The 26,437-nt window shown below is 50.1% G+C and carries 24 protein-coding genes and 1 riboswitch; of the genes, 5 read left to right on the forward strand and 19 right to left on the reverse strand.

Going from position 1 to position 26,437, the window contains the following annotated elements:
• Positions 1–560 precede the first annotated feature (560 nt).
• The 6 genes from B9D94_RS25125 to B9D94_RS25150 form a co-directional block, all read right to left on the reverse strand.
• Positions 561–1,925 (reverse strand): nucleobase:cation symporter-2 family protein, encoded by a 1,365-nt coding sequence (locus tag B9D94_RS25125; RefSeq protein WP_036643683.1) that lies wholly within the window; start codon positions 1,923–1,925, stop codon positions 561–563.
• A 38-nt stretch (positions 1,926–1,963) separates the two neighbouring features.
• Positions 1,964–2,533, reverse strand: coding sequence for a xanthine phosphoribosyltransferase (locus B9D94_RS25130; protein ID WP_006208073.1), 570 nt, complete (start codon positions 2,531–2,533; stop codon positions 1,964–1,966).
• 142 nt (positions 2,534–2,675) lie between these two features.
• Positions 2,676–2,776, reverse strand: a riboswitch (purine riboswitch).
• 196 nt (positions 2,777–2,972) lie between these two features.
• Entirely contained in the window at positions 2,973–4,076 is a 1,104-nt protein-coding gene (locus tag B9D94_RS25135) for a metallophosphoesterase (RefSeq protein WP_036643685.1), read from the reverse strand.
• A 120-nt stretch (positions 4,077–4,196) separates the two neighbouring features.
• A complete protein-coding gene (locus B9D94_RS25140) occupies positions 4,197–4,508 on the reverse strand; it encodes a hypothetical protein (RefSeq protein ID WP_036643686.1) in 312 nt (103 codons plus the stop codon).
• 228 nt (positions 4,509–4,736) lie between these two features.
• Entirely contained in the window at positions 4,737–5,639 is a 903-nt protein-coding gene (locus tag B9D94_RS25145; protein ID WP_006208070.1) for a TrmB family transcriptional regulator, read from the reverse strand.
• Positions 5,640–5,734: 95 nt separating this feature from the next.
• Positions 5,735–6,586 carry a zinc ribbon domain-containing protein gene (locus tag B9D94_RS25150; RefSeq protein ID WP_076153490.1) on the reverse strand — a complete coding sequence of 284 codons (852 nt, stop codon included), beginning with the start codon at positions 6,584–6,586 and terminating at the stop codon, positions 5,735–5,737.
• A gap of 383 nt (positions 6,587–6,969) precedes the next feature.
• Here B9D94_RS25150 and B9D94_RS25155 point away from each other — a divergent pair, with 383 nt between their 5' ends.
• On the forward strand, positions 6,970–7,338 hold the full coding sequence (locus B9D94_RS25155) for a hypothetical protein (RefSeq protein ID WP_006208068.1): 369 nt from the start codon (positions 6,970–6,972) through the stop codon (positions 7,336–7,338).
• 168 nt (positions 7,339–7,506) lie between these two features.
• Here the strand turns inward: B9D94_RS25155 and B9D94_RS25160 are convergent, their stop codons facing one another.
• The 3 genes from B9D94_RS25160 to B9D94_RS25170 form a co-directional block, all read right to left on the reverse strand.
• Positions 7,507–8,385, reverse strand: coding sequence for a M15 family metallopeptidase (locus B9D94_RS25160; protein ID WP_076153488.1), 879 nt, complete (start codon positions 8,383–8,385; stop codon positions 7,507–7,509).
• Positions 8,386–8,571: 186 nt separating this feature from the next.
• Positions 8,572–9,306: a hypothetical protein gene (locus B9D94_RS25165; protein WP_148248262.1), complete on the reverse strand. Its 735-nt coding sequence runs from the start codon at positions 9,304–9,306 to the stop codon at positions 8,572–8,574.
• Positions 9,307–9,374: 68 nt separating this feature from the next.
• A complete protein-coding gene (locus B9D94_RS25170; RefSeq protein ID WP_148248264.1) occupies positions 9,375–12,476 on the reverse strand; it encodes a DEAD/DEAH box helicase in 3,102 nt (1,033 codons plus the stop codon).
• A gap of 347 nt (positions 12,477–12,823) precedes the next feature.
• Between B9D94_RS25170 and B9D94_RS25175 the strand changes: the two genes are divergently transcribed.
• Positions 12,824–13,039 carry a PLDc N-terminal domain-containing protein gene (locus tag B9D94_RS25175; RefSeq protein WP_006208063.1) on the forward strand — a complete coding sequence of 72 codons (216 nt, stop codon included), beginning with the start codon at positions 12,824–12,826 and terminating at the stop codon, positions 13,037–13,039.
• An 874-nt stretch (positions 13,040–13,913) separates the two neighbouring features.
• On the opposite strand, the gene B9D94_RS25180 is transcribed toward B9D94_RS25175, so the two are convergent.
• The 3 genes from B9D94_RS25180 to B9D94_RS25190 form a co-directional block, all read right to left on the reverse strand.
• A complete protein-coding gene (locus B9D94_RS25180; protein WP_006208061.1) occupies positions 13,914–15,203 on the reverse strand; it encodes an ABC transporter substrate-binding protein in 1,290 nt (429 codons plus the stop codon).
• 149 nt (positions 15,204–15,352) lie between these two features.
• Positions 15,353–16,189: a carbohydrate ABC transporter permease gene (locus tag B9D94_RS25185; RefSeq protein ID WP_006208060.1), complete on the reverse strand. Its 837-nt coding sequence runs from the start codon at positions 16,187–16,189 to the stop codon at positions 15,353–15,355.
• The gene (locus B9D94_RS25190) at positions 16,189–17,070 is read right to left on the reverse strand and encodes a carbohydrate ABC transporter permease (RefSeq protein ID WP_006208059.1); all 882 of its coding nucleotides are present in this window, start codon (positions 17,068–17,070) and stop codon (positions 16,189–16,191) included. Before B9D94_RS25190 ends, B9D94_RS25185 begins: the two co-directional genes overlap by 1 nt.
• 164 nt (positions 17,071–17,234) lie before the next feature.
• On the opposite strand from B9D94_RS25190, the gene B9D94_RS25195 reads away from it, so the two are divergent.
• The 3 genes from B9D94_RS25195 (at position 17,235) to B9D94_RS25205 (ending at position 21,498) form a co-directional block, all read left to right on the forward strand.
• Complete coding sequence (locus B9D94_RS25195) at positions 17,235–19,019, forward strand: sensor histidine kinase (RefSeq protein ID WP_148248266.1); 1,785 nt, start codon at positions 17,235–17,237, stop codon at positions 19,017–19,019.
• A 1-nt stretch (position 19,020) separates the two neighbouring features.
• Complete coding sequence (locus B9D94_RS25200) at positions 19,021–20,637, forward strand: response regulator (protein WP_036643694.1); 1,617 nt, start codon at positions 19,021–19,023, stop codon at positions 20,635–20,637.
• A gap of 96 nt (positions 20,638–20,733) precedes the next feature.
• Positions 20,734–21,498, forward strand: a complete 765-nt coding sequence (locus B9D94_RS25205; protein ID WP_036643697.1) for a TspO-related membrane protein — start codon at positions 20,734–20,736, stop codon at positions 21,496–21,498.
• Positions 21,499–21,608: 110 nt separating this feature from the next.
• On the opposite strand, the gene B9D94_RS25210 is transcribed toward B9D94_RS25205, so the two are convergent.
• The 7 genes from B9D94_RS25210 to B9D94_RS25240 all read right to left on the reverse strand — a co-directional run bounded on the left by B9D94_RS25210 (position 21,609) and on the right by B9D94_RS25240 (position 26,414).
• Positions 21,609–22,652 carry a serine hydrolase domain-containing protein gene (locus tag B9D94_RS25210; RefSeq protein ID WP_231887993.1) on the reverse strand — a complete coding sequence of 348 codons (1,044 nt, stop codon included), beginning with the start codon at positions 22,650–22,652 and terminating at the stop codon, positions 21,609–21,611.
• Between the two features lie 150 nt (positions 22,653–22,802).
• Positions 22,803–23,183, reverse strand: coding sequence for a RidA family protein (locus B9D94_RS25215; RefSeq protein WP_006208053.1), 381 nt, complete (start codon positions 23,181–23,183; stop codon positions 22,803–22,805).
• A gap of 68 nt (positions 23,184–23,251) precedes the next feature.
• The gene (locus B9D94_RS25220; protein ID WP_006208052.1) at positions 23,252–23,926 is read right to left on the reverse strand and encodes an NAD(P)H-binding protein; all 675 of its coding nucleotides are present in this window, start codon (positions 23,924–23,926) and stop codon (positions 23,252–23,254) included.
• A gap of 74 nt (positions 23,927–24,000) precedes the next feature.
• Complete coding sequence (locus B9D94_RS25225; protein ID WP_172964077.1) at positions 24,001–25,242, reverse strand: MFS transporter; 1,242 nt, start codon at positions 25,240–25,242, stop codon at positions 24,001–24,003.
• A 191-nt stretch (positions 25,243–25,433) separates the two neighbouring features.
• Positions 25,434–25,706, reverse strand: coding sequence for a hypothetical protein (locus B9D94_RS25230; protein WP_006208050.1), 273 nt, complete (start codon positions 25,704–25,706; stop codon positions 25,434–25,436).
• Positions 25,707–25,738: 32 nt separating this feature from the next.
• Positions 25,739–25,942: a CsbD family protein gene (locus B9D94_RS25235; RefSeq protein WP_006208049.1), complete on the reverse strand. Its 204-nt coding sequence runs from the start codon at positions 25,940–25,942 to the stop codon at positions 25,739–25,741.
• Between the two features lie 256 nt (positions 25,943–26,198).
• Entirely contained in the window at positions 26,199–26,414 is a 216-nt protein-coding gene (locus B9D94_RS25240) for a twin-arginine translocase TatA/TatE family subunit (RefSeq protein ID WP_006208048.1), read from the reverse strand.
• Positions 26,415–26,437 lie beyond the last annotated feature (23 nt).

The raw sequence follows: 26,437 nt of genomic DNA on the forward strand, positions 1-26,437 counted from the left end.
GCAGAACAAGCAGCATTCTATTGTGTTAGTTACTTATTACATTCAGATCACAACAATCCATCATTAGTTACTATTCATGCAGACACGCCGCAGCTATCACTTTAGTTACTATGCAAATCAAGCAGCATTCTAGCGTGTTAGTTACTTATTACATTCAGATCACAGCAATCCATCACATTAGTTACTATTCATGCAGCAGCGATCACTTTAGTTACTATGCAAATCAAGCAGCATTCTAGCATGTTAGTTACTTATTACATTCAGATCACAGCAATCCATCACATTAGTTACATTCATGCAGACACGGGGCAGCCATAGCCCCCAACCCATCATTCAAAGAAACCCACGGGTCCGCATAACACCGGGTAACGGTAATAACCAAAATAACCGTGAGTAATATTGAAGAGAATCACGGATAGCGACTCGCCGTCGCTATCCATCTGTAATGCCGGTGCAGCGATCCCGTCAGTCCATAATAAAAGGCAGAGCAAGATATGGAATCTTGCTCTGCCCTCTTCTTTTTGAAACCCGAGTTATCCAGCTGCTTCCACAGGCACTCCTTATGCGGCATGCCCTTCCGCAGTATCACCTTGCTCTGTACGAGTAGGCTTCGTATAGTTCAACCCGTTAAATATCAGGTTCAGCACGATTGCTGTCAAGCTGCCTGCAACAATGCCGTTATCTGCAAGAATACGGATGCTGTCCGGCAAATTAGCGAAGAGATCCGGTACAGTCGTCACGCCAAGTCCCATACCCACAGAACAAGCGATGATGAACAGGTTCTCATGACGGTTCAAGTCAACCTGATCCCCCAGCATGCGAATACCGGAAGATACAACCATTCCGAACAATGCAACCATGGCCCCACCGAGCACAGAAGGAGGTACCAGTTGAGTCAAAGCCGCAATTTTCGGAACAAACCCGATCAGGATCAGCAGACTGCCTGCTACAACAATCACGTCCCGTGTCTTCACGCGACTCATCTGGATCAAACCAACGTTTTGAGAGTAAGTGGTGTAAGGGAACGAGTTGAAAATACCACCTACCACAATAGCGATTCCTTCTGCACGGTAACCGCGCGAAAGATCTTTGGAGGTAATATCTCGGTCTACGATTTTGCCAAGCGCCATAAATACACCCGTGGATTCCGCCACACTGACAATCGCCACGAGAATCATCGTTACGATCGGAACGATTTTAAACTCCGGAGTTCCAAAATAGAATGGCTGCGGAGCACGGAACCATCCCGCTTCACGCAGTGGCGTCAGATCCAGGCCCCCGAACATAGCAGCAGCAATGGTACCGATAATCAGACCAAGGAGGACGGAGATGGAACGCCAGAACCCTTTTGCAAAACGGTTCATAATAATAATGAAAACCAGCACCCCAAAGCCAAGGCTAAGGTTCAGCATACTGCCAAATTCTTCGCCGGCATTCGCACCGCCCCCTAGATCCGTCAAAGCAACAGGTATCAGCGTCAAACCAATGATGGTTACAACAGAGCCTGTAACGACAGGCGGAAACACCTTAATCAGCTTGCCAAACAGACCGGAGAACAGAATTACAAATAAACCGGAAGCAATGATCGCTCCGTAAATAGCCGACATCCCGTGCTGCTGTCCGATAATGATCATCGGACCCACCGCCTGAAAGGCACAGCCCAGCATGACCGGCAAGCCGATGCCGAAATACTTGTTGCCGAACACCTGCAGCAGAGTTGCCACCCCGCATGCAAGCAGGTCGATGGCGATCAAATACGTCAGCTGCTCCGTCGTTAAACCGAGCGCCCCGCCAACGATAAGCGGTACGATAATAGCCCCTGCGTACATTGCCAATACATGCTGCAGACCCAGTGAAAAGGTTTTACCCGGATTCCGATTCTTATCAAAGATCGGATCTTGCACCGCTTGTTTCTGCTGTTCCATGACTTCTTAATTCCTCCCAATAAATTGTTGGCTTGGTTCTATGCGAATGTCACTACACCATCATCAAGTGATGCAATACGTACAAGCGATTCGACCCGGTAACCCGCTTCAGCCAGCAATCGCCCTCCGGGTTGGAACGCTTTTTCGATGACGATACCGATGCCTGCCACTTCAGCTCCCGCCTGCTCAACGATGCGCGCAAGTCCAAATGCCGCCTCGCCATTCGCAAGGAAATCGTCCACGATCAGCACTTTATCGCCTGGCTTGATAAATTTCTTCGCTACCGTAATTTCATTCGTTTCCTGCTTGGTGAAGGAGTACACTTTCTCCACGAATATATCCTCACGGAGCGTCAGCGACTTCTGCTTCCGTGCAAAGATGAGAGGCACTTCCATCTCAAGCGCGGTCATAATGCCGGGTGCGATGCCGGAGGATTCGATGGTCAATACACGCGTCACATTCGCTTCCTTGAACAACCGTGTAAATTCCTTTCCAACCTCTTTCATCAATACCGGATCCATCTGGTGATTCAGGAACGAATCCACCTTCAGTACCTGTCCGCTTAATACAATGCCTTCCTCTTTCACTTTGTTCTGCAGTAATTGCATGATGCTCCCCCTTAAATTTTGTTCACATTCCAAGCAAGAAAAGCCCACTTCCTCCTCTCACCGAAACGCCGGGAAAGAAACAAGTGGGCATAAGCAACAAAAACGCACCGTTAGCCAACCGGTCCATTGACCTGGCTTGTCCGCTGCTGCTGCCATAACCCGTAGTCCAATCATTTCCGGTGATCGGGTAGAAACATGCAGGCCTATTCCTGCACCTATACGAGAAAAGTATGATATCCAAATATCTTAGAATGCTTACGTATAAATGTTGAATTTCCGAATGGTTGAATTTCCGAATGAATGAAGTATAACGCATTCCGTATGAAAAAATAAAGTGAAAATTTACGGAAATTAAAAACGTACGCTTCCTGAACTGAAACCTGCAAATGAAAAAGCCACCCTCGGGTGGCTTCCTCAACAGCTTTTCTGCTGCGGTCATTTATTCAAAGGTAACATGGATCTGTACGATCTCGGAACGAGAGCCCAGCCGAATCGGCGGTCCCCAGAATCCATAGCCTGAAGAAACGATGGAATGCATCTGTCCTTTTTGCAGGTACCCCCAATCATTCTCGAACAAGGCCTGGGTAATCAAATGTGCCGGGAAGACTTGCCCGCGATGCGTGTGGCCGGAAACGGTCAAATCAACGCCCTGCTCCTGAGCCTCGCCCAGCGCATTGGGCTGATGATCCAGCAGAAAGACAGGCTTGGACAAGTCCGCACCCTCCATGATCGAGGATAACGCAGCTCGGTCCTGATCCTGTTTGTCACGCCTGCCTACAAGCGTTATGCCCTCCACCGTCTGCTTCTCATCATACAATACGGTCATGCCACTCTGTTCAAGCGCCTCGATCAACTCCGGAATTTCCCCTTCGAAGCGATCATGGTTCCCTAGCGATGCATACACACCGTAAGGTGCCTGGATGCCAGTCAGAATCTGATCAATGCCTTGGTGCAAGTACGCATCCAGATCGTCATCAATAATATCGCCCGGGAATAACACCATATCGGGCTTCAGGTCATTGATTTCCTTCACCATTCGCTCGGCATGGGCCTTGCCTGACAGTACGCCGAAGTGCATGTCGGATGCCATGACGATATTCAGCTGCTGAAGTGCGCCGGCGTCCTTGGCTACGTGAATGTTATAAGCCCGCACCACTGGACTATATGCATTAAAGGAGCCAAAGCCAATCAGAATGACCATCAACAAAAGCACGATGGAACCAGCAACCTTCTCCATGCCGTCTCTCCGCAAGGCCGTCATTCTCAGCAGCCATAACGTGATATGCATTAACGGTAGCAGAACGATCAACACATAGAATATAGCCATCCAGTAGGAGCCGATAATATTCAGCACCGTAAGGTTACCGAGAAACCGTCCGGATATAAACGATGTCGATACCACGGTCAGCACGGCAATATACACCATTTTGAGCGCAAGGGAGGGGCCGGGTTTCATCCAGCTCCATACGCTTCGCCCGATATAATAAACCAATAAGCCATAAATTATAATCGCTACAATTCCTACAAAAATAAACATCGTCATCCCCTTCCGTAACATCCATTATAACAAGTGGATTTTATAAATCCCAGCGGACGCCGCGGAAGGGGGAATTTCCGATCTATTTAGTTGGGGTACTGATGATGAATGACCCGTATTTTGCAGTTATAGACCTGTTCTTTGTTTAGGGAGCAGCTCATTCAGAAGCGACTTAAGATTGCGATCTTCCGTATACCGCTCTTGACCCAGATCCAGCTCGTTCACCCGGATATACGTATAGGTTTCGGCACTATTCTCCGGTCTAAACAGCAGCTCGTCATGGGGATCAGGCACCACCTGGTATTCCATTTCATGAAACATGTCGAGCAGCTGCTGGCCTGTAGGACTCTTGCCTTTATCAACAAAAATCAATCCCCGCAGCTTCTTAGGCCCTTCCTTGTGTCCGACTGTAAAATGAACGATGCATTCCATGCTCATTCATCCCCCTTCTCTTGGTTGTCGTGGTTGTCGAATAAATCTGTCTCTCTCATGATCTCCTGTCATCTCAACCTTCATTCTAAAACCCATACCGAATCTTAAGCAAATAAACGCCAAGAACCTTCCCGGCGTTCATATCCTAATATGTCTACTTCATTGTATGATAAAAAATGATAGCCATCTGTGAGAAAAGTCACTTCTGGTCAACTGAATATCGCAGGCCTTTGCTCAGGCTGTGTTGCGGCTGGCTTCGTCTACGATTTCTGTGGCGTCCACTTCCAGTTCCTCCAACACATCCGAATGTGTCGAAGTGATGCTCTCCTCCGTGGATTCAAGGTCTGCTTCTGCATTCAGATACTGGCTTTGAATGAGGCCAAAATGATCTCCATAGCGCTCTTCCAGCTGTTCGCCCATATCCTGTTCAAGCTGGAACAAGACCATCTCCTGGGTAAAATGATGCAGCAGCAGCTCTGCCATTACCGGATGCTCCGTGATCACGGCCCCTGTATCATAATCTCCTCCGCGCATGCCGAGTATGCACCATTGCCGGTCTACCACAAACGAAAATTTCCGGCCGCCCCCTCGGCGCTCCGCAAGGCCGTTCCATCCTGACCATGCCAGCGTTCTAGAGAGCCCCTGGTCAGGTCCGTCACAGGCCCACAGAACCTTGACTCCGCGCGCTTCGGCCTCAGCTAGCGGTTCGCGCAGAAGTGCGGCTTCCTCACGCCATACGTCAACTACAATCTCTCGCTGGGCCCGCTTTAATTCCCGGGCTAGAACATCCAGCACGGCTTGGTCGCCTTCCATGCTAAGGAAGGGAGCTGCCGTTCCGCTGCCCCGCGGCAGGCTCTTCTCCACAAAAGCCAGTGATGCTTCCACGCGCCCGGATATCATCCGCGTCAATTCCTCCGGCTTCAGCGAACGGTAACGAACAGGTTCTCCGCTCATACGCTCCAGTGCCCCCTGCCGCTCCAGGCGCTGCATGGCTGCATATACGTTAGAGCGCGAGGCTCCCAGGCGTTTAGCGACCTCATAACCACCCGCAGGCCCATACTCGGCCAGGTCCACCATAATCTTCGATTCAATCTCCGTAAATCCCAAATTGCGCAGATGATGCAGCAATTGTTCCATAATATTAGTCCTCCCATAGATGCTCGAACGCTTGCTCATTCATATATAAAAGTCTTCTCTCGCGCGCAAGGGCATGATCGTCCGATCCCTACATCTTAAATCTGTTCAGCGCCGCAGCGCGGGCACCATTTGGAGCCCTTTGGCAGGTCGACACTGCAGATTTGACATTTCACCATATCGCGGGTTTCCTCATCGTCGCCTACATAGTCCTGACTTTGGTTATTCTCCTGCCAGAAGCGTATCCTGCGATCAAGCTCCAGCTGTCTCTCCCGCTCACGCTCAAGCTCCTCCCAGTGACGGCGCTCCTTCTCCTGCTCTTCCTGCTCCAAGCGCAGCTGATCTCCATCTACCGCCGGTTCAGACAACTCGATATCCTCAAGCTCACGTCCACGATCGCGATCATGTTCCGGCTCTGGCTCCGGCTCATACGAATCGACCTCGTATGGATCCGGATTCTGACGGTATTCATAGGAATGAAGCTCTTCCCGTTCCTGCTGTTCTTCGGCAGCTGCATATTCATGATCATCAAACAACATGCTCTTGCGCTCCTGCTGCTCTTTAGGTTCTTCCGGAGCCGATTCTTCCGGATTCATCAGATTAGCAAGCTTGTTCCCGCAATAAGGACAGAAATTGGCATCCAGCGCAACGACCCGGCCGCATTCGCAGACACGCTCATTCTTGAGCACCGCAATCCGGTTCCGGATCGCTTCGATTTGTTCCTGCAAACCATCGCAGGTCTGGGCGAGCTCCACCATTTCCTTTTCCGCGATGGTCATATCCTGCAAGCGGTAGCCTTCATAGAAAACTTTACCCATCTGCAAGTAATAGGAACTCCGCTGTTGTTCAATTTCCGCAATTTGGCTGTTCAGTTTATTCACTTCCACCACGTGCTGGGCTTTTTCAGTTGCACGATTGGCACCATCTTTTAGCTTTTGCAAAATATTCATTCATGAATCCTCCTCTTTCGCATATCCCGAGTCTTTCGACAATCGTCGGCTCATTGCCATATCTCTTCATTATGGTTATAAACGATTTGTAGTTAGCCATAAACCGGCTATCCCATGTTTCTTTGCAGTTCACAGACTAAACCTCGAGCCATCATATGATCTCTTATCGTCCAGTATACTGCCGTCATGGTTATACTATCATACCAAATTCCATGCCTCATGTGAAAAAGGAAGGGCCTTCCAATCCTCTCTCTTGATTCATCCACGTCCTGAACGTGTATATGATTAGAAAAATGCACCGCACCCTAAAGGATACAACTTGCCTCTTAGCCACACCCTATTTCCGTGCAGCGCATGCTGCCGAAGTCTGGAGGGATATTATTATGACAAACGATAAGAAGACCTATTATGTTTCAGTCAATCACAACCTGATCCAGGATGTGCCGAACGATTCGAATGAATATGTTGTATATATGGATGATGAAGAGGTTTCGAAGCTGCGGGGGCTGCTCCATGAGGTCAGCAGCAGTGACCGGTACGCTTTTAAACGCACCTTTGTCCCTTATAAATCAGCAGATCATGATGACGCCGCGGAGGAATACGATGAACGAACGATAAACCTCTATATCTTTCTCCATGAACATGGGGATGAAACCACTCGCAAAACCATCGAGGATATGAACATCATAGGCAAGCTGAAGGATACCGGTTACGATGATCCTGGTTACGAAGACTCGCCACTGAATAAATAGCCGTTAAAATCCACTCAACACGAATGAATCCCGGAGCAGCTGCTCCGGGATTCATTCACGTAACAAGAACATTGCCCGGCCTTCCTCAGGTCCTGTTCTACTTTATAGATTTGCAGGGCGGGGGACAAGGATAAAAAGTCCCGTTTATCCTACGACTATTAGCACAGCTTACAGTTTAATGTTCGCCTCATCGAAGTATTCCTCCAGCGTCAAGCCGCTATCGGCGATGTCAGGCGCCAAGTCCTTGCCAACATAACGAATATGCCACGGCTCGTACACATAGCCCGTAATGTCCTCGGCCCCGTCCGGATATCGGATGATATATCCGAATTCAGGCGCGCGGCGTGCCAGCCATTGGCCTTCCTCCGTATGTCCGAATGCTTCCTCCAGCGCATTGCCTGCGCTTGGACTGGACACATCAATGGTTAGACCCGTTTGATGCTCGCTCGTACCCGGCACTGCGCTAACACGGTTAGCCTCTGCCTCCCCTTTGGTACGAACGTTATTCTCATATATTGTTTTCTGACGGTCATAAGAACGGTATCCCGATACGGCGCGAAGCTCAATACCGTCCGCTTTGGCTGCATCGAACAATTCTTCGAGTGCATCCGCCGCTTCTTTTCTCAGGTTCCGCTTCTCATGCGGCTCATCAAAAGAAAATGGAACATTCGGCTCCACGAGATCACTGGGTTCATAACCATCCGGCAGGCTGCGCTGTTTATTCACAACCACCGTCACGGCCTCCGCATTCGTTACGACTTGCTTGCCATTGCTCTCCTGAATGGTGGCCTGAAGTGCATTCTCGCTGCGCTTCGCCATCACCGGATCTGCTGGCTGATTCTCAGGCGATGTCTCTCCGTCACCCGAGCCGCCTTCAGGAAGCGTATTTCCTTCCTGACCTTCCGCAGGCGATTGCAGCTCCTGCCCCTGCTCCTTGCCGGAACCCGCATCATCCGATTGACACCCCGCCAGAATGGCCCCTGTCAACAGCAGCGATGACAGCATCACGCTTGTAAATCGTATTCCTCTTCCCGACAATGCATTCATCTCTGCTTCTTCCTTTCCCACAGTTTGTCCTGACTTCATTGTACCTTATCGGGAATCAGCGGGACAAACGAGCGGCTGGCGAATCATGGCGGATATACTCCGATTATGTCAGTTATACGGCAGCTTATCGCGTTTTACGGCACCATCCTTAGCAAATCCCATCCAAATTTATGATGGATTCCCCAGCTAAGGCAACCTCAAACTGCGGCGCTTCTGCTCGGCTTGCTTGGCCGCCCCGCGGGCGATCAGGCCGAGCGCCTTGGAAGCGCCGCGGACGCCGGGCAGCAAGCTTGTCCAGTCCCCGACTGGGCCAAGCTGATCTGCCGGAGGCGGCGGTGACAGCTGTACCGCCAGCTCGCCAAGCTGAGGGCCGGGCCGGTGCAGCCGGCCCTCGGCCGCGGCTTCGGCCACCCATTCGCCGGGAGAAGGGCCAGACGGTCCCTTCTCCTTCGCGCGCGTGGCCGTCTCTGCGGCAGAGCCGCTTGCCGGCGGGGCTGCTTTGGCCCAGGCAGCGAAGACGCCGGCCAGCACCGCTTCCCGCGGCAGCCCCAGCAGCGTCAGCTGCTGGAGCGGCTCTGCCGCGATGTGCGACGCTGCGGCAGCCAGCAAGGCCGCAGCGTGCCCGCATGCCGACTGGCCGCAGGTGCAGTCGGCAGCAGCGGCGAGCGCAGCGCCCGGCAATGGCGAAGGTGCCAGCTCATCGAGCCAAGGGGCACCTTTGCCTGCGAGCAGGCGGTACAGCGCCTGCGGGTCTTCCTGAAGATAGGCCAGTACCGCCTCACGGGCAGCAGCGTCCAGCATTTTTACATGAACGCTGACTTCGCAGTCATCTGGTGATTCTTCGGCTCGCTTCACCTTACCCTTGAGCAGCCCCGGTTCGAACACCAGCTCCATCGGTTCGGATGCTCCTATCGGTTCCATAGCCCACACCTCCTGCAGCCCATCCTTATACTTCAACAGGCTGATTATTACGCTCTATTTAATCCAGGTTACATCCAATCCTGCTCCTGCAGCTCAATAAGCTGGCGGAGCTCGCCGTCTGACATTTCCGTCAGCCACGTTTCTCCTGATCCGACAACCTGTTCGGACAATGCCTTCTTCTGTTCAATCAGTTCATCGATGCGTTCCTCCAGCGTTCCTTGAGAAATCAGCTTATGCACCTGCACATTGCGATGCTGACCGATCCGGAATACACGGTCCGTTGCCTGATTCTCAACCGCCGGGTTCCACCATCGATCATAGTGGAGCACATGATTCGCACGGGTCAAATTCAAACCGACACCGCCGGCCTTCAGCGACAGAACAAAAAACTCCGGTCCTTCGCCTGCCTGAAATGCCCGGACCATCTCATCCCGTTCGCGTTTGGGTACCCCTCCATGAAGAAAATACGGTCGTTTCCCGTATTTGCGACCAAGCATGCTGACCAGCAGCTCCCCCATACCAACATACTGGGTAAAAATCAGCGCCGATTCGCCGACATCTGAGATGCTGTCGAGAATCTCGAGCATGCGTTCCATCTTGCCGGAGGACTCTGCGCGTACCGCGCGGCCTTCATCCCGTCGAAGCAGCTGCGGATGATCACATATCTGCTTCAGCTTGGTGAGGGATGAGAGCACAAGCCCCTTGCGGGCCATGCCCGTCCGGCTCTCGATCTGCCCCATCATGTCATCGACGACCGCTTGATACATCGCACCCTGAACCTCGGTCAGCGGACAATATGATTTCAATTCGAGCTTCTCCGGCAGATCCTTGCGAATATCCGGATCACTTTTCAGTCTGCGCAGCATAAATGGAGAAACGAGTTTGTGAAGTTCACGGAATTTCTCCTGCTGTCCCTCGCCCGGCGCATAGCGCTGACGAAAGTTGTTAAACGATCCCAAATACCCCGGATTGAGAAAATGGAATATGGACCACAGTTCGGCCAACCGATTTTCCACCGGCGTTCCCGTCATCGCTATGCGATGAGGTGCAGACAATTTCATGACACTCTGTGCCTGCTTCGTACGATAATTCTTAATATATTGAGCTTCATCAAGCACTACACTCGACCACTGGATTGCGGATAAATCACTGCCGTCCCGGCCCGCCAAATGATACGTGGTCAACACGACATCATGATCAGCTGCCTCCTTTAGGAAATCTTCCCCGCGCAGACGGCGGACGCCATGGTGCACATGCAAGGTGAGACCAGGGGCGAACCGCTGAATTTCCCGCTGCCAATTGCCCAAGAGCGAAGTCGGACATATGATCAGCACCGGACCGCCTGCGGATTCGGTTTGAAGACGCTCGAGCAGGCAGGTAATGACCTGAACCGTTTTTCCAAGTCCCATATCATCCGCGAGGCAAACCCCGAATCCCAAATCGCGCATCACGCTAAGCCACTGATACCCCCGCTCCTGATACGGTCTTAATTCCCCGTGCAGCGAGGAAGGAATCGGCCGGGAAGGCAGCTTGCGAACCGTATCTCCATCCAACAAGGATGAGAGCAGTCCTGTCGTCTCCACTTCCTCGATGAACAAGCCCTTCCACAGGCGTTCCCCATCCATATCTGCGCTAAGATGCATCCATTCTGCAAGCTCCATCTCGCCCTTCTCATGGCGTTTCATGAAGCGTAACACCTGATGGATTTCCTTCAGATCGACCTCGACCCATTCACCGCGAAACTCCACATAAGGCAGATTCTGTTCGGCAAGAGACTTCAATTCTTCCCGTGTGAGGGATTGACCTCCCATCGCCGCCGATATCTGAAAGCTGACCAGATGTTCCATGCCCAGCACAGGCAGGGGATGCGCTTCGCCAGGCAGCCTGGCCTCGGGCATCATTTTGAGAGATAAGCCGACGCGGCGCCGGCCTTCCCGGCTCCAGCGAGATGGCATTTGAACCGTGATACCGCTTGCCGTTAGCTTGGGAACCGACTCCTTCATAAACGTGGACAAGCGCTCGAGCGTTAGTGTTACGCTATCCGGAGCGCGTCCATACAAGCCTTCGGCCAGCTCAGGCGCCAGCTCTGCGGCTTCTCCCAGCTTCATTAACAGCTGGAGCTGAATCGAAGTATACATACGGCCGCGGATCACTTGATCCGGCTCCGGGTTCCCCCAGATGCTGCGAACAGGCATTAATAAACCTTCATCCTCCTGGCTGCGTACCCAGAAGGAAACCTTCCAGTCCTTCCGGCTGTCTTCGAGCGGCGGCTCGAGCCGGAGTCCAAGCGCGAACGTTCCGTTCTCGGGAGGCTGATCCTCCCCTGTAGGGTAAGGGAACACCGTTCCCCCAACACGTTCCACTGCTTCCTCCAGTTCACTGACTTCCTCCGCCGTGCCTTGAATGGGAATATCCCGGCTGACCGTCAGCAGACCGTTCCACCACAGCTCAGCCAGTGGAGATTGTCCCCGCCGGTAGTTCGCCAGATAGGTCCGCAGCTTATCCTCCGAATCCTGGACAGCGACTCTGGCCTGGCTGTCGATGATTCCGCACAGGAAGGAATACAGCACAATGGCCCCTGCTTCCTCCCGGGTAGATGGATCGCTCCCGGCAAGAGCAGCTGGCGTCCCAATCCCGATGGGCGGAATATTCGCCGCAAGCAACAAAAAGCGCGAAGTATCCTCCGCAGACAGCTGCGGCTTCCATACCGCTTTTATATTCTGCATCGTTGTCCGGCGCCTTCCTGCTGAAGGCACCTCCGCTGTACCCGGTGCAAACTTCCCTTGCAGGAGCAGCTCCAATGCAAACCTGCTGGCTTGTACCCAATACTCCATCTCTTCACCGATAGTCAGACCCTGAGCCTGATAATACTCGGTGTCCAGTGAGAGAAGCATCTGAAATGCGTCTCCCGGTGAGAGTGCGAGCCCTTCCATTGTCCGTCCGCCAAGCGTCTTCCGTTCCGGACGCCGCGTGCTTTTCGATCCGAGGACTTTGGACGGATATCTGAGCTCGGCAAGCCGGAGGGAAGCGTTAGCAAAGGGACGGGTTCCATCCGGTCTGTGAAAGGTACGGACCACGCGGCTCCATGCATCCACTCTGGGCTCCGAAGTCTCACCGGAAAAACAAAAGAATACGTCACCTAACCATACGCCATAGAGCGGTTGATTCATCGTTGTCTCCCGTCTTTTCCTGCTTTATAGATATTATTACTATCTTATACGATAGCTGCATAATTTCAAAACGATCAGGAATTTTACTTACTCTAAAATAACATCATCCTTTATCATACCATGTATTGGCTATTGCGTTGTGATCTATGTATTGCAGAATTCTTCTATTATATAGGTTCAGGAAATATCCTAATTATATAAGTTTGTGAAAGATCCGCCTTCTTATACAGTACAGATACCCTCATCATCAAAAGGCAGGATTTCGAATCGCGGGTAATTTTATGCGACCCCTTTTGCCTGACACTCGTATGTAGATCATACTTTTTCAATTTTGGGAGGTTATTCATATGAGCAGTGTTGCTGGTGTCGGCATATTCGGTATCGGAGCTATGCTGGTAATGTTATTATTCTTCGTTCTTCACATTGTCATCTGCGTATGGGGTTACAACGATGCCCGGCGGAAAGGCCGCAGCCCGGAGTTTGCGCTCCTGGTTGTGCTCGGATTACTGTTCTTCCCCGTTGTTGGTTTAATTATTTATTTACTGATTCGAAATCATTATTAACAATGCCACTTGATGACTTGGTTGGTGATAGCTCCCCGCGCTTCCACCCTACCTGATCTGGCCCTGCTCATTGGCTGTTAAGCTCTCAGATAGACGTAAGCTGCAACGGACTAAGAAGACGTTAATTCGTAAAAAATGGCTCTCGTGAAATTCTAGCGGACCTAAGCGACGTTATTCCGGGTAAAAAGCGGCGTTTGAAGAGGAAAACAACACATTAACAGCTACTGAGTCCGTTAGAACTGAAAAAAAGCCCAAAAGGGTAAAATAACGGCTAGGTGGTCCGTTAGAGTGGAAACAAACCAAAGGGATGGAATAAGCCCGGCTAGATAGCACCGTAGCGTGGAAGCAAACCAAGGTGATGGAATAAGCCCGGCTAGATAGCACCGTAGTGTGGAAGCAAACCAAGGTGATGGAATATGCCCTGCTAGATATCACCGTAGCATGGAAGCACACCAAGGTGATGGAATATGCCCTGCTAGATAGCACCGTAGCGTGGAAGCAAACCAAAGCGATGGATTAACCCACCAGATAGTCCGTTAGTGTAGACTGCTATTTAACTTCCACTACTGCGCACGCATGATCCTCTGCCAGTCAGTCAATGCGAGGCTCTTCATTCTTAATCAGATGCTGCTCGCTCGAATGAAACTTGATTACACATGCCATTGTGCTCAATAACCGAGCCCTGGGCTCAGGAATAGCCCCCATTGTTACTCTAATTTTCATTCCCTCATATGCCGCTATTGGTGCAATCTTGTCCTTGACTCGTTTATTTTAGTTTTCTTCGCATCCAAAAACCAAAAAAGCGTTGCAGGGCTGAGCCCTGCAACGCCTTTTCAATGGATTTAACCCTCAATGACCAAGGTCATCGTCATTATTACTTCGCTTTCAGGCTTTCCCACGATTTCTGAATGCCTTCAAACAATTGATTCTTGTCCACATTGCCGGCTACGTATCCTTGCATCTGGCTTCCGAACTCATTCATGCCGCCATCCGGGAATTTATTGAACTCCCAGCTGAGGGCTTTGTTCTCTTGGCTGTATTTCATCACATCGTTACCCAGGTCGCCAAGCGTCTCGCTGTTCGCTTCAATGCTTGTCAGTGCCGGAATGAATTTAAATTCTTCCGTAATGTAACGTTTACCTGTCTCGGAAGTCACGAGCCAGTTCAAGAATTCTTTGGCTTCATCCTTCACTTTGGACTTATTGTTCACTACCCAGTTGTTCGGCACGCCGATTGGGAGTTTATCGTTCTCTTCCGCATTATCGTTGATTGGCATTGGCAGAAGGCCAATGTTCAGATCCGGGTTGATTCCGTCGATTTGCACTTGCGTCCAGTTCCCGTTCTGCGTCATCGCTGCTTCGCCACTGGCAAAGGTTGTGATCTCTGTATTGTAGTCCGTTGTCAACGGGTTCTTCTGCCCATATTGAATCGTCAGGTCGAACAGACGCATCCATTCGTCAAATTTCGCGTTGCCTACCAGCTTCTCCGTACCTTCATTCAATCCTTTAACAAAAGCATTAGGATCTGGCTGATGCGCAAACGGAATGTTCAGCAAGTGGTTTGCCAAGATCCATGTTTCCTGGTAACCATTGGCGAATGGAGTAATGCCAGCCGCTTGCAGTTTTTTAGCCGCTTCCTCAAGCTCGGTAATGGTCTTAGGAAGCTCGGTGATTCCTGCTTTTTCAAACAGATCTTTGTTGTAGATGAACCCGTAACCCTCGATGGTCATGGGTTGACCGTACAATTTGCCGTCTTTGGTCATCGGCTCTTTAGCCACGTCAACAACGTCTTTCACCCACGGCTGATCTGACAAGTCTTCCACGTTCTCGAACCAAGTCTCAAGATCGCGATATCCGCCTACGTTGAAAATGTCCGGCTCATCGCCAGAAGCGAATTTGGCCTTCAGTGCTGCACCATAGTCGGAGCCGCCACCAACCGTTTGAATGTCCAGCTTGATGCCGGGATGCTCTTTCTCATACTCGGCCTTCAGCTTGTTCAGAGCCTCGGCTATTTCTACTTTGAATTGGAAGATCTTAATCGTTTTTGTTCCACCCTCAGTTCCGCCTTCAGCGCCTTGATTCTCCTCTTTGTTGCCTCCGCACGCTGCAAGAAGCGTGGAGAAAGCCAGAACCATGACCAGGAGCAGCTTACTGTATTTCTTCATTGGTGAATCCTCCCTTTTGTCTTCTCTAATCAATTGGTTTACATCGCTTGATGATAGCGTTTACTTTTTCAGTATAATCAACCTTTTTTCGTAAGATCAGGTATTATATTGATCTATCAGGGGGAAGGAATTGACCGATTGACTCCCGCTTATCCCTTCACCGCTCCCTGCGTGATTCCCTCAATGATGTATTTCTGCATAGCCAGGAAGAAGATAATGACCGGCATGATCCCCAGCACAAGCGCCGGAAGCGCCAAATCCCACTGCTTTGTATATTGCCCAAAAAATGCGAAAGTAGCAATCGGAATGGTCCGGAGCTCCGCGGACTGCAGAATCAGGGATGGAAGCAGGTAGTCATTCCAAATCCACAAGGTATTCAGAATGATGACTGTAACAAACATCGGTTTCATCAACGGAAACACAACCCGGAAGAATACCCCATAGCCGCTCGCTCCATCCACCGTTGCGGCTTCTTCAATCTCTACGGGGATCGACTTCACAAATCCATGGAACAGGAAGACACTCAGCGGGACCCCGAATCCAAGGTAACAGATAATCAAGCCGTACAAGCTGTTATTAATGCCGAGCGTAGCCGTCACTTTCACGAGCGGGATCATGATCGACTGGAATGGAATAACCATGGCTGCAACAAACAAGGCAAACATGAGCTGATTAAAACGCGTGTTGCGGCGCACCATTTGATACGCAGTCATCGCGCTTAACATCGCCAGCAGCAGGTTGCTTACAACCGTAACGACCAGCGAGTTCCAGAAGGCCAGCGGAAAGTTAGTAATGTTCCATGCCCGTGAATAGTTACTCCATTCAAACGCGGTCGGAAGACCCGCGGAATCCGTCAACAACTCGCCAAAGGTTTTGACGGAGTTCACAAACAGGAAGTAGAACGGGACCAGGAAGAGCAGTGCCACGATGATCATAATGATCTCGGTGGCCAAGGTGTTCAGCCGGTATTTTTTCATAGTCTCCATTAAGCCTCAACCTCCTTGCTCTTGGTGAATCGAACCTGCAGACTCGTGATGATGGCAACCACGATGAAGAAGATGACCGCCTTCGCCGTTCCGAGTCCGAGACGGTTATTCGTGTATGCCTCGTTGTAAATATTCATGGCCACCGACTCCGTAGAGCCAAACGGTCCGCCCTTCGTTAGGGAAAGGTTCAGGTCAAACATCTTGAATGACCAGGAAATCGCCAGGAACAAACATACGGTAACAGCTGGCATCACCAGTGGTATAATGATCGATCGCAGCACTTGTCCTCTGCTTGCGCCATCAATCTCGGCAGCCTCCAGAATATCCTTGGGCACGTTGTTGAGCGAGGAAATGTAGATAACCATCAGATAGCCCGCCGTCTGCCATACGAAAACGATTACAATTGCCCAGAACGCAGTTCCTTTTGTTCCGAGCCATGGCAGGTTGAAGAATCCAAGATTCGTGGCATTACCGATAGCGGCAAACCCTTTTACAAAAATAAACTGCCAGATGAAACCAAGCAGCAAGCCGCCGATTACGTTAGGCATAAAGAAAATCGTCCGCAGCACATTCCGTGTCTTTAGCGGTTTGGTCAGGAAATACGCAAGTAAAAATCCGAGCAGATTCGTAAGGATGACACCCAGCACCGTAAATCGGGTAGTGAACCAGAAGGCATCACGGAATTTATCATCATTGGTAAAAATGGTAACAAAGTTATCAAAGCCGACCCAGTCGATTTTGCTTGACACGCCATTCCAGTTCGTGAAGGAATAATAAAGCCCCAGCAGGAATGGAATGATCATGATCAGGATGAAAAAAATAGTGGAGGGTCCCACGAAAAGAAACTGCTGAAGCAGCGCCGAAGATTTTTTTCGATTCATCCCTTGATCTCCCCTTTTCGTTAAGTTTGTTGTATGATGTATAGCCATTATGCGGTAACCTGTTAACAATAAACACGGAGAATCATGAACCGTTAGGTGTAAAATATTGACCATACGCGCTTATGCCCATTCGATCATATTCGATAATCCAGAGGTGATCCATCATGAAATATCGCAGCATCCAGACCCGTCTTATCCAGTTCATGCTTGCAGTCACAACCATTCCCCTCCTGCTGTCGCTCTTCATCACGTTTACGCATACACGTGAATCAGTGAAGGAACAGACAGTGAATGAAAATGTTCGGCTGAATTATCAAGGAGCTACCAACCAGATGAACTATTTACGCGGCATTGACCGGGCATCGCTCTCCGTATATTCCGATCCCCATTTTCTGCGCAACCTTGCCCTAGACCCCGATAATTACCGGGTAATTGCCGAGCTGTACGCAACCTTGCAGGCTATCCAAACCGGCACACAGGACGTCCATCAGATTTATCTTCATAACGATTTGACGGGACAGTCCACCCAAATATCAAGCAACCTGCCTCGCAGGGAATTTCGGCAGGCTCCTTACCGCACCATAGAGCAATTTGGACAGGGCAATACCGCCATCGAGCCTGTACATCAGGTGCACAGTTACGGGTTTCCGCCGCGGCCCGCGGATATCCTGGATTTTGAGGTCATCACCTTCTATCGATCCATAACCAACGTACCGTCACCCGACCAATATGCCCTCATGGCCATTGATGTGAAACTTGACAGTATTTTGGCCATTTGCGATCAACTGTATGCTAAAGAAGAAGAACAGTTATACTTGATTGATGACAATGGCAGCATCATATATAGTCCGGATCCGGCACAAAGAGGCCAATATTTGAACGATCCGGAGCTGATGAATGTAATCGCTCAAGCGGACAAGGGATATTATGACGGCAACGATGCGATGATCATTTATGAAAAGCTTGATCTGCCTTATGCCCCCTGGACACTGGTGAAGCAGATTCCACACCAGACCCTGTACAAGAACTCAACGGAATTAACAAGCATCAACGCGATTATTGCAATATTCGCGCTATTGATTGTCATATTCGGTACGTTATGGATTTCTATTCGAATTACCAAGCCCATCAAGCAGCTCACAAGTTATATGAATCAAGTAAAAACAGGGCGGCTTGACGTGAATATCGATGTGACAAGTCCGGATGAGATCGGTGTTCTCTCCCGCCGCTTCCGGAACATGATGGATACTATCAACAACCTAATCCTTCGTGAATACAGACTGGAGATCGCCAATAAAACCAATCAGCTGAAAGCACTGCAGGCCCAGATTGATCCGCATTTTCTCTATAATTCGCTTCAATCCATCGGCACCTTGGCACTCCAGCATAATGTACCGCGAATTTATTCCCTGCTCTCTTCGCTGGCGAACATCATGCGTTATAACATGCGCAACAGCGAAGCCAAAGTAACATTGCAGGATGAAATCAATCATGTACGGCTCTATCTTGAGCTGCAGAAGCAGCGGTTCCGGGATCAACTGGAAGTGATATGGGAGCTTGATCCGGAGAGCCTAACAGCTCCGGTTCCGAAAATGATCCTGCAGCCGATTGTAGAGAATTATTTCAAACACGGCATGAATACCCATGCCGGGGTCGGCCTCGTATCGATTTCTTCCCGTATATCCGAGGATAGCCGCTTAATCGTTGTGATCGAAAATAATGGTTCCTCGATCGATGAGGAGGAGCTTGCCTTGATTCGGAGCAAACTCGCCGCCGCTTACGATCACTATGATCGTAACGACAACGGGAACGATTCTATCGGGCTGTTGAATGTATTGATGCGATTGAATCTCTACACCAACAACAATGCTGAATTAATAATAGAGAACGCGTTGCCACACGGCGTCATTGTTACGCTCAATATCAACGCATGGGAGAGTGAACAGTAGAATGAGAGTATTGATTGTAGATGACGAGCAGCATGTACGGGAAGCGATCGGGCTTCTGGCTGACTGGGAGCGGCATGGTATAACCGAAATCGATCAGGCCGCTGACGGCGAGGAAGCCGTGAGATTAATTGAGGAGACCAGCCCGCAAATTGTTATGACCGACATGCGAATGCCCCGTAAAAACGGACTGGAACTTCTGACCTGGCTGCATAGCACCAAACCGGACATCAAGGTGCTTGTCATTAGCGGCTATGACGATTTTGAATATGTACGACATACGATTCGCTCCGGAGGCATTGACTATATCCTGAAGCCCGTGGAGCCGGACAGCTTGAACGAGGCGTTAAGCAAAGCGGTGCATACCTGGCAGCTAGAGGAAGAGAAACGGCAGCGCATCACCACTCAAAATATTGAAATGAATCAGATGACCCCGTTCTATATGGACCGCCTACTTTCGGATCTCGTGAGCGGATACGGGAACAGGGAAAGCGTCGTCTCCCAATTACGGAATCGGATTAGGCTGCCCGAGGCCGGTACTGTATGCAATGTAGCGGTGCTCAGCGATGTTCAATTTGACGAAGCCTTGCTGTCGAAATTTCGCAACAGGCGGCACCTGCTCTCTTTCACGCTTATCAATATCTGCAATGAGCTGCTGAAGGATCAGGGGGTTGCCTTCAGACACAGCGATAAGCCCGGCGAAATCATCCTGCTCTGCTGGCATCCGAGGCTTCCCTTCAACGACCTGCTGGGGAGGATTAATGACGGCTTTTTCTCTACCCTTCGCAGGCGCTGCCATTTCGGTGCGGCGGAAGCAAGCGCCTTTCCCAATGATCTCCCGAAGGCTTATCAAAATGCCGTCCAAGCCTTGTTCAGCCGCAATCTGCTGACGGGAACATGCCGAATACACCGTGAACGCGCCGTCGACAGCGAAGGCTCACGGACGCTGCGGCTCTCTTCCTATGAGGAGAAGTTCAAGCTGGCCGCTCTTAGCGGAAGCAAGGAACGCATGGAAGCTGCCACGGAGGAATGGCTGCAGGATGTACGCGATCGGGATCTTGTATCCCCGGAGCATCTGCTCCGGTGGAATTCGGAATGGGACTGGATACAGTATCACTGGACAGAGAGTGAGGTGAAAAGCACGCAGGAGCCGATCGAAGACGCTGAAATCTCGCAGGATCTTCCATCCGCTCTGCCCTTTGGCGAGGAAGGAATGATCTGCTGGGATCGCTGGCGTGAACAGATCAGCGGCAGGCTGCATGCGGCATCCAGGGTGCTTACCCAGATCCATTCAAAGGATAACCATATCATCCATGACATCGCCCACTATCTGGAGCATCACTATCACGAGGAGATCTCGCTGCAGCAAATCGCGGGGAGATTCTTTCTGAGCAGGGAATACATTTCGCGCAAATTCAAACAGGAATTTGGCGTAACGCTATCCGATTTTCTCGGTCGGATTCGCATCAACAAAGCCAAGACGCTGCTGCTTAACCCCCAAATCCGGATTGCTCAAATCGCGGAGATGGTCGGTTATCAGGATGAGAAATATTTCAGTAAAGTGTTTAAAAAAATGGAAGGCTTCACGCCGAACGAATACCGTAAGAAGCATATGAATTAACGAGTTGCCTGCTGCCTCTCTCGGGAGGCACTGGCTCGATATCGATTCTTTTGGGTATATTCTATATATTCCAGACTGATACCAGGAGGAGATCGTATGTACCGCAACAATCCATACCGCTGGTGGAATCTTCTGTTTTTTGCCGGGGTTATCACCGTGAATGTGTTATCGGGAATTCTGCCGCTTGGCGGCAGAACAACCGGGGAAATATCGGATATGTATTATACGGCGATCACTCCCGCGGGTTATGCCTTTACGATATGGTCCGTCATCTATGTGCTGCTGCTCTTTTTTGTCATCTACCAGCTGCGCCGTGATACCGGAACCCGGGATACTGTCAGATCCATCGGACCATGGTTTATACTAAGCTGCGTCTTCAATATGGCATGGCTGGTATTGTGGCATTATCTGTATATCGAGTGGTCTGTCATTGTGATGTTATTGCTGCTGTTAACCTTATGGGTACTCTATGTCCGCACGCACTCCATAAGCTATCCAGCAACAGGGGAGAAGCTGTTTCTCCAATTACCGTTCAGCCTTTATATCGGATGGGTGTGTCCTGCCTTTATCGTGAATGTTGCAATCGTGATTCAGAAGAATGGCTGGAGCTTTCTGGGTCTGAATGAGACCCCCTTGGGGATTGTCCTGCTCTGTATCGGGGCTCTGCTCGCCATTCTCATCGGCCTCCGTTACCGTGACAGTATCGTACCGATGGTCTTTACGTGGGCATATATCGCCATTGCAGCCGAGCATCGGGAGACGGACGCCATCTTGATGACAGCCTTTATCCTTTCTGTTGTCTTGTTCGTATATGCCGTATGGCTCTTCTTTACACGAAACCGGAGAAGGTCACGGTATTAAGTGAACCCCCCTCGCTAAGCAGTTAAAGCGTCTTGCTACCAATAAATCGAGGGTAAGTGTCATAACTTGGGTTGAATTGATCAAGCCAAGGGGATTCCATTTCGAGAGACCTATTCAAGCGATCTTAGAATTTCTCCAATAATCCCCTTGGATTGATGAACACCGGAATCGATGTTTGTCATAATGATGCTGCCCTTGCCTTGATACGGCTTCGCTGTCAACAGGCATTGGAATCCCACACCCCAACCAAGTGACGATATTTCAACTTCCTGCTCACTCCCATCCAGAAAAACTCCAAGCCCTGTCCAGTCTCTGCCACCTTGAGGAGTAATCCATTCTTTTGCCTTGCCCTTAGAAATCCCTAGTATACTCTTGCTCTTCAACGAATTCATCAATTCGATCACCAGAACGGCCAGATCGGCTGGCGTGGTCCAAAACCCTGAAGCTGCTGGGTATGGATACATGGGGTACTTGCCTTCAACTAATCTCCCGTTTTTGTGGTGACCGCATGACAGCTGTCCATTCATTGATTTGTAGGAAGACGGATTCATTTTACTATTTCTGATATGTAACGGAGCAAATATAAGTTCATCTAACAGTACCTGAAACGGCTTTCCAGATACGTCCTCTATTACTTGTTGGATGATGCAGAAACCTGTATCGGAGTAAGCAAATTCACTACCAGGCTCATACGTGACATTAATCGCTTCTCTGCAATAGGCTGACCTTCCCTCTAACAGCTCCACCATTGAAGGTGAACCCTGTACGGAATTCCACACGCCAAAACTATCTTCAGGATCCAAGATCCCTGATTGATGACTGAGTAATGTTCGAAGGGTCACTTTATGATGTTGCGTACATTCGCTCTCAGGAACCTTCCAGGAAGAGAGTTTAACATTAACATCTTCATCTATATCCACAATTCCTTGATCAGCCAACTTCAACACGAGCATGGATGTAACAAATTTACTAATGGAGCAAGCGTTAAACATAGAATGGCTAGTTACCCTGCGATCGGTTCCCGCTTCCAGAATACCGTAACCTTCCGTCATACGAATGTGACCCTCCTGAATTCTTGCCATACTCAATCCTGTCACCTGATATCGTTCCATCCATTCACGTATATTCCTGTTGATATCAGACCCCATTCCCATGGTATTCCCCCATTCCATCTATCCTCTTACTAGATTCCAATCCATTATAGAACATACGTTCCTTAAAATCAAGATTAATGGGAATTAATTCATAAAACCAAACAAATAGGAGCTCTGCCAAGGTAGGCAGAGCTCCTATCATAGAATTGCTTATTTCTTAACAGCGATAACTTCGATTTCAACCAGTCCGTCCTTCGGAAGACGGGCAACCTCCACGGCACTGCGGGCAGGATACGGCTCTGCGAAGAAACTGCCGTACACTTCATTCACGGCGGCAAAATCATTCATATCCTTCAAGAACACAGTGGTTTTAACCACCTGTTCCAGGCTTGTCCCGGCCGCTTCAAGAATCGCCTTCACATTGCTAAGGGACAGCTTGGTTTGCTCCTGTACCCCTTCGCCGAATTCACCTGTCTCCGGGTTCAGACCAAGCTGGCCTGATGTATACACCAATCCGTTAATTTCAACAGCCTGGCTGTAAGGCCCGATGGCTCCTGGCGCTTGGTTCGTCGATATGATATTTTTACTCATCGTTCATCACCCTCTCTATGTATTCCTATCTGTGTACATTGTAATCTGCCACGGTGACTCTGGCAAATCTAATCAGCTGCCTCGCCAAGTACATGAATGACTTCGTTGGTGTAGATATGATGGCCTTTCATATCCGTTAGCCCTATGTTGACCATTGACTTGGCTACCTTTACCGCCGGAATGGCGCGGTATGGAGCGAGTTTCGGACCTCTGAACGCAAAATCGAAGGCTGTCATGAGAACCGAAGCGGCTCGCTCCCCAAACCGCTGCTCGGGCCTGTCACCCAGCAATAATGACGGTCTGAACAGATGCAGTCCTCGAAAACCGATCTCGCCCAATCTTTGTTCCGTTTCCCCCTTGGTCCGCAGATAGAAATTACGCACCTTCGGATTGGCTCCAGCGGAGCTGACCGCCATAAACTGTCTTACGCCATGCCGCTTAGCCAGCTCTGCGGTTTTGATGACATAATCCACATCCACTTTGCGGAACTCCTGCTGGGAACCGGCCTTCTTAATCGTTGTCCCCAAACAGCAATACACGCTATGGACGCCGGAAAAAGCATCGCTGTATCGATCCAGCCGATCCCACTCCACCAGGATGGGCTTCAGCTTGGGATGTGTAACATCCGGAAGCCTTCGAACGAGCACGCGCACCTCGTCAAGCTCCTCACGGCGCAGCAGCTCGTCGGTTACCAAACGGCCTACAAGTCCCGTGGCTCCGACCACAAGGGCAATCATTCCCACCTCGAGTCTCCCTCCTTCCGTTCATGATATTAAATATAAATTAGATGAAGGATCACCCGCAAATCGCCACTCTTCTATGGAGAACGAAGAACTCTCCGCCCAACCGTCAATGCGATCAGCACCATCAAGACGCCCACTGCGGTTTGAAATCCGTATTGAGATACCCAGTCCGGCGCATTTGCGATCCCCTTAAATATAAAACCTCCCAGCACAGGGCCCAGGAAAGAAGTAAAACCCGTTATCGCCGAGTATACAGCAATAAACATCGGCCGTTCGCTTTTTGGCGTATCCCCAATCATAAAGTTGAAGGCCAGCTGGTTAAACCCGCCTACTCCGGCACCCAGCAGCATATGCGACAGCAGCAGCACCGGAATAACCGGCAGGACTGACAGCAGTCCCCATGACAAGCATGAGCCTGCAATAAGCGGCAGCGTCCAGTAGAGCAAGGTTCTGTTGCTAAAGCGCGCGTTCAAATTCCCCCACACATAGAAGCCGATCATCATGACCATGGTTTGTGCAACCGTCATGATGGAAACGACCGAATACGAAATATGCAGAACATCTAGCATGGCGTATGAATATAGCGGGACAATCAGCGTCTGCAGAAACAACCAGGCTGCCAGAAATAACGTTGACCTAATGAAGGTGGAGTCCGCAAGTGGCTTTCGGATCATCGCTTTAAACTGACGCTCACTCGAATGCTCGAATGGAGGGTCCGGATACAAGAAGAATAGGGACAAGTTCGCGGAAATTGCAATCCATGAAATGATAAACAGAATTAGGAAGCCCTCGCTGCCAGGATAACGGTCCAGGATCACCCCCCCGACAAACAGGGTCAAGGCCCCCAGCGCATTCAAAATCGTATTGCGTATGCCAAAATAACGTCCCCGTACCTTCGCTGGCACCATATCGCTAATGAGCGAAGTCCAGAGCACGCCGGATACGGTATTGGCTATAAAGGCGGCCATGTACAAAACCATAAACACCGGAATCCACCAGCGTTCCGGGAAAATAAACGGAATAACGCCCGTGGCCCCCCATAAGATGCGGTGCACAAAGACGAATACAATCATGGCCTTCTTGCGGTATTGCAGGCGCTGGATCAGGTACGCTACTAGAATCTGAAGCACGTTGAACAGCGTTGTGACGGCAAGAACGAATCCAACCTCGCTGGACTCCGCGCCCAGGAACAATAAGTACCCTGTAAGAAAAGGCCCTCCCAGCAGCGTCTGCAATATGATCGCCGGGACCCCTTCCCATGTTGCCGCTATCAAATTTCTGCGCTGGTATGAAACCTGTTTACGCGGCTTGTGAATAACCTGGACAGCCTTGATGATGATGCACTCCTTCGATGTCTTAGAATGGGCTGATCAAACTTCCTTTTGACCTCATTCTACACCGCATTACACCTAAGTCAATATGACTTTTCAAATATAAAACTCACATGATTTTCTTCATGCCTAAGGGCTTGATACCCCGGCTTAAGAAGACACAAAAAGAGTGCAAATCAGGCACGATTTGCACTCTTTTTCCAAGCGGTTATGAAACTGGTCAACGGTTTCCATTCCCTGCGGAGCCAGCCGGATGATTCGGCAGTTTCCTCCGCCATAAGCCCCGCGGGGGAAGCCGCCTGTTGACTGTCTTTGACAGGGAGAGCTTCCTCGTTCATCATCTCATAGTATCCCAAATGATAGGTGCTGACCATGTCTCCGTGTAAGGTAAACGCTTTGCCGTCACGAATATCAATCAATTTGCCGGTCACAACCCGGGATTCCAGCATGATCATTCCGCCTCCCTTATCCTCTGAATAGACTAGTCACGGAACCTGGTACTCCAATCTGTATATTCACGCTCTGCGTCATCTTTCGAGTGACCGTAGCGTTCCTGTATCTTCCCTACCAACTTGTCCTTTTCTCCAGCAATCACGTCGAGGTCGTCATCGGTCAATTTGCCCCATTGCTTCTTCGCTTCGCCCTTCATCTGCTTCCATTTCCCTTTAAATACGTTGCTATCCATAAATATCAGCTCCTCTTAGAGTAATGAATGATGAATTCTATAATTGCCTGTACTTGTGTATACCCGTCACGAGTTTCTCTGAATCCTGGCAAAGGATGTCATGCGCAGATTCTTCCTCTTTCTTTCTCCGGTGGCCTGCAATTGTGAAGATATAGAAAAGCTGCCACCGTGGATCTCGACAGATCCACGGGACAGCTTTTTTTACATCTTCCTATTCAAGGCTCCTTGTTTCTTAGGTACCGGATTCAACCGCCTATCATCCTTTCAATTTAATGACCGATGCCTCCCGATCTCTCTCTTTGTCCTTCTCTTCCTCTTTATCATCGCCAACAAGCTCTCTTGCGGAAGCTTTGAATTCGAACAATGTACGGCCTACCGCCCGGCCAAGTTCCGGCAGCTTCGAAGGCCCGAACAGAATGAGGACGACAACCAAGATCATCATTAATCCGACAAAGCCGACATTCTGGAACATTTGGACTCAACTCCTCTAATTAA

It is taken from the genome of Paenibacillus sp. Cedars (genome assembly GCF_003184205.1).
Classification (GTDB): domain Bacteria; phylum Bacillota; class Bacilli; order Paenibacillales; family Paenibacillaceae; genus Paenibacillus_AQ; species Paenibacillus_AQ glucanolyticus.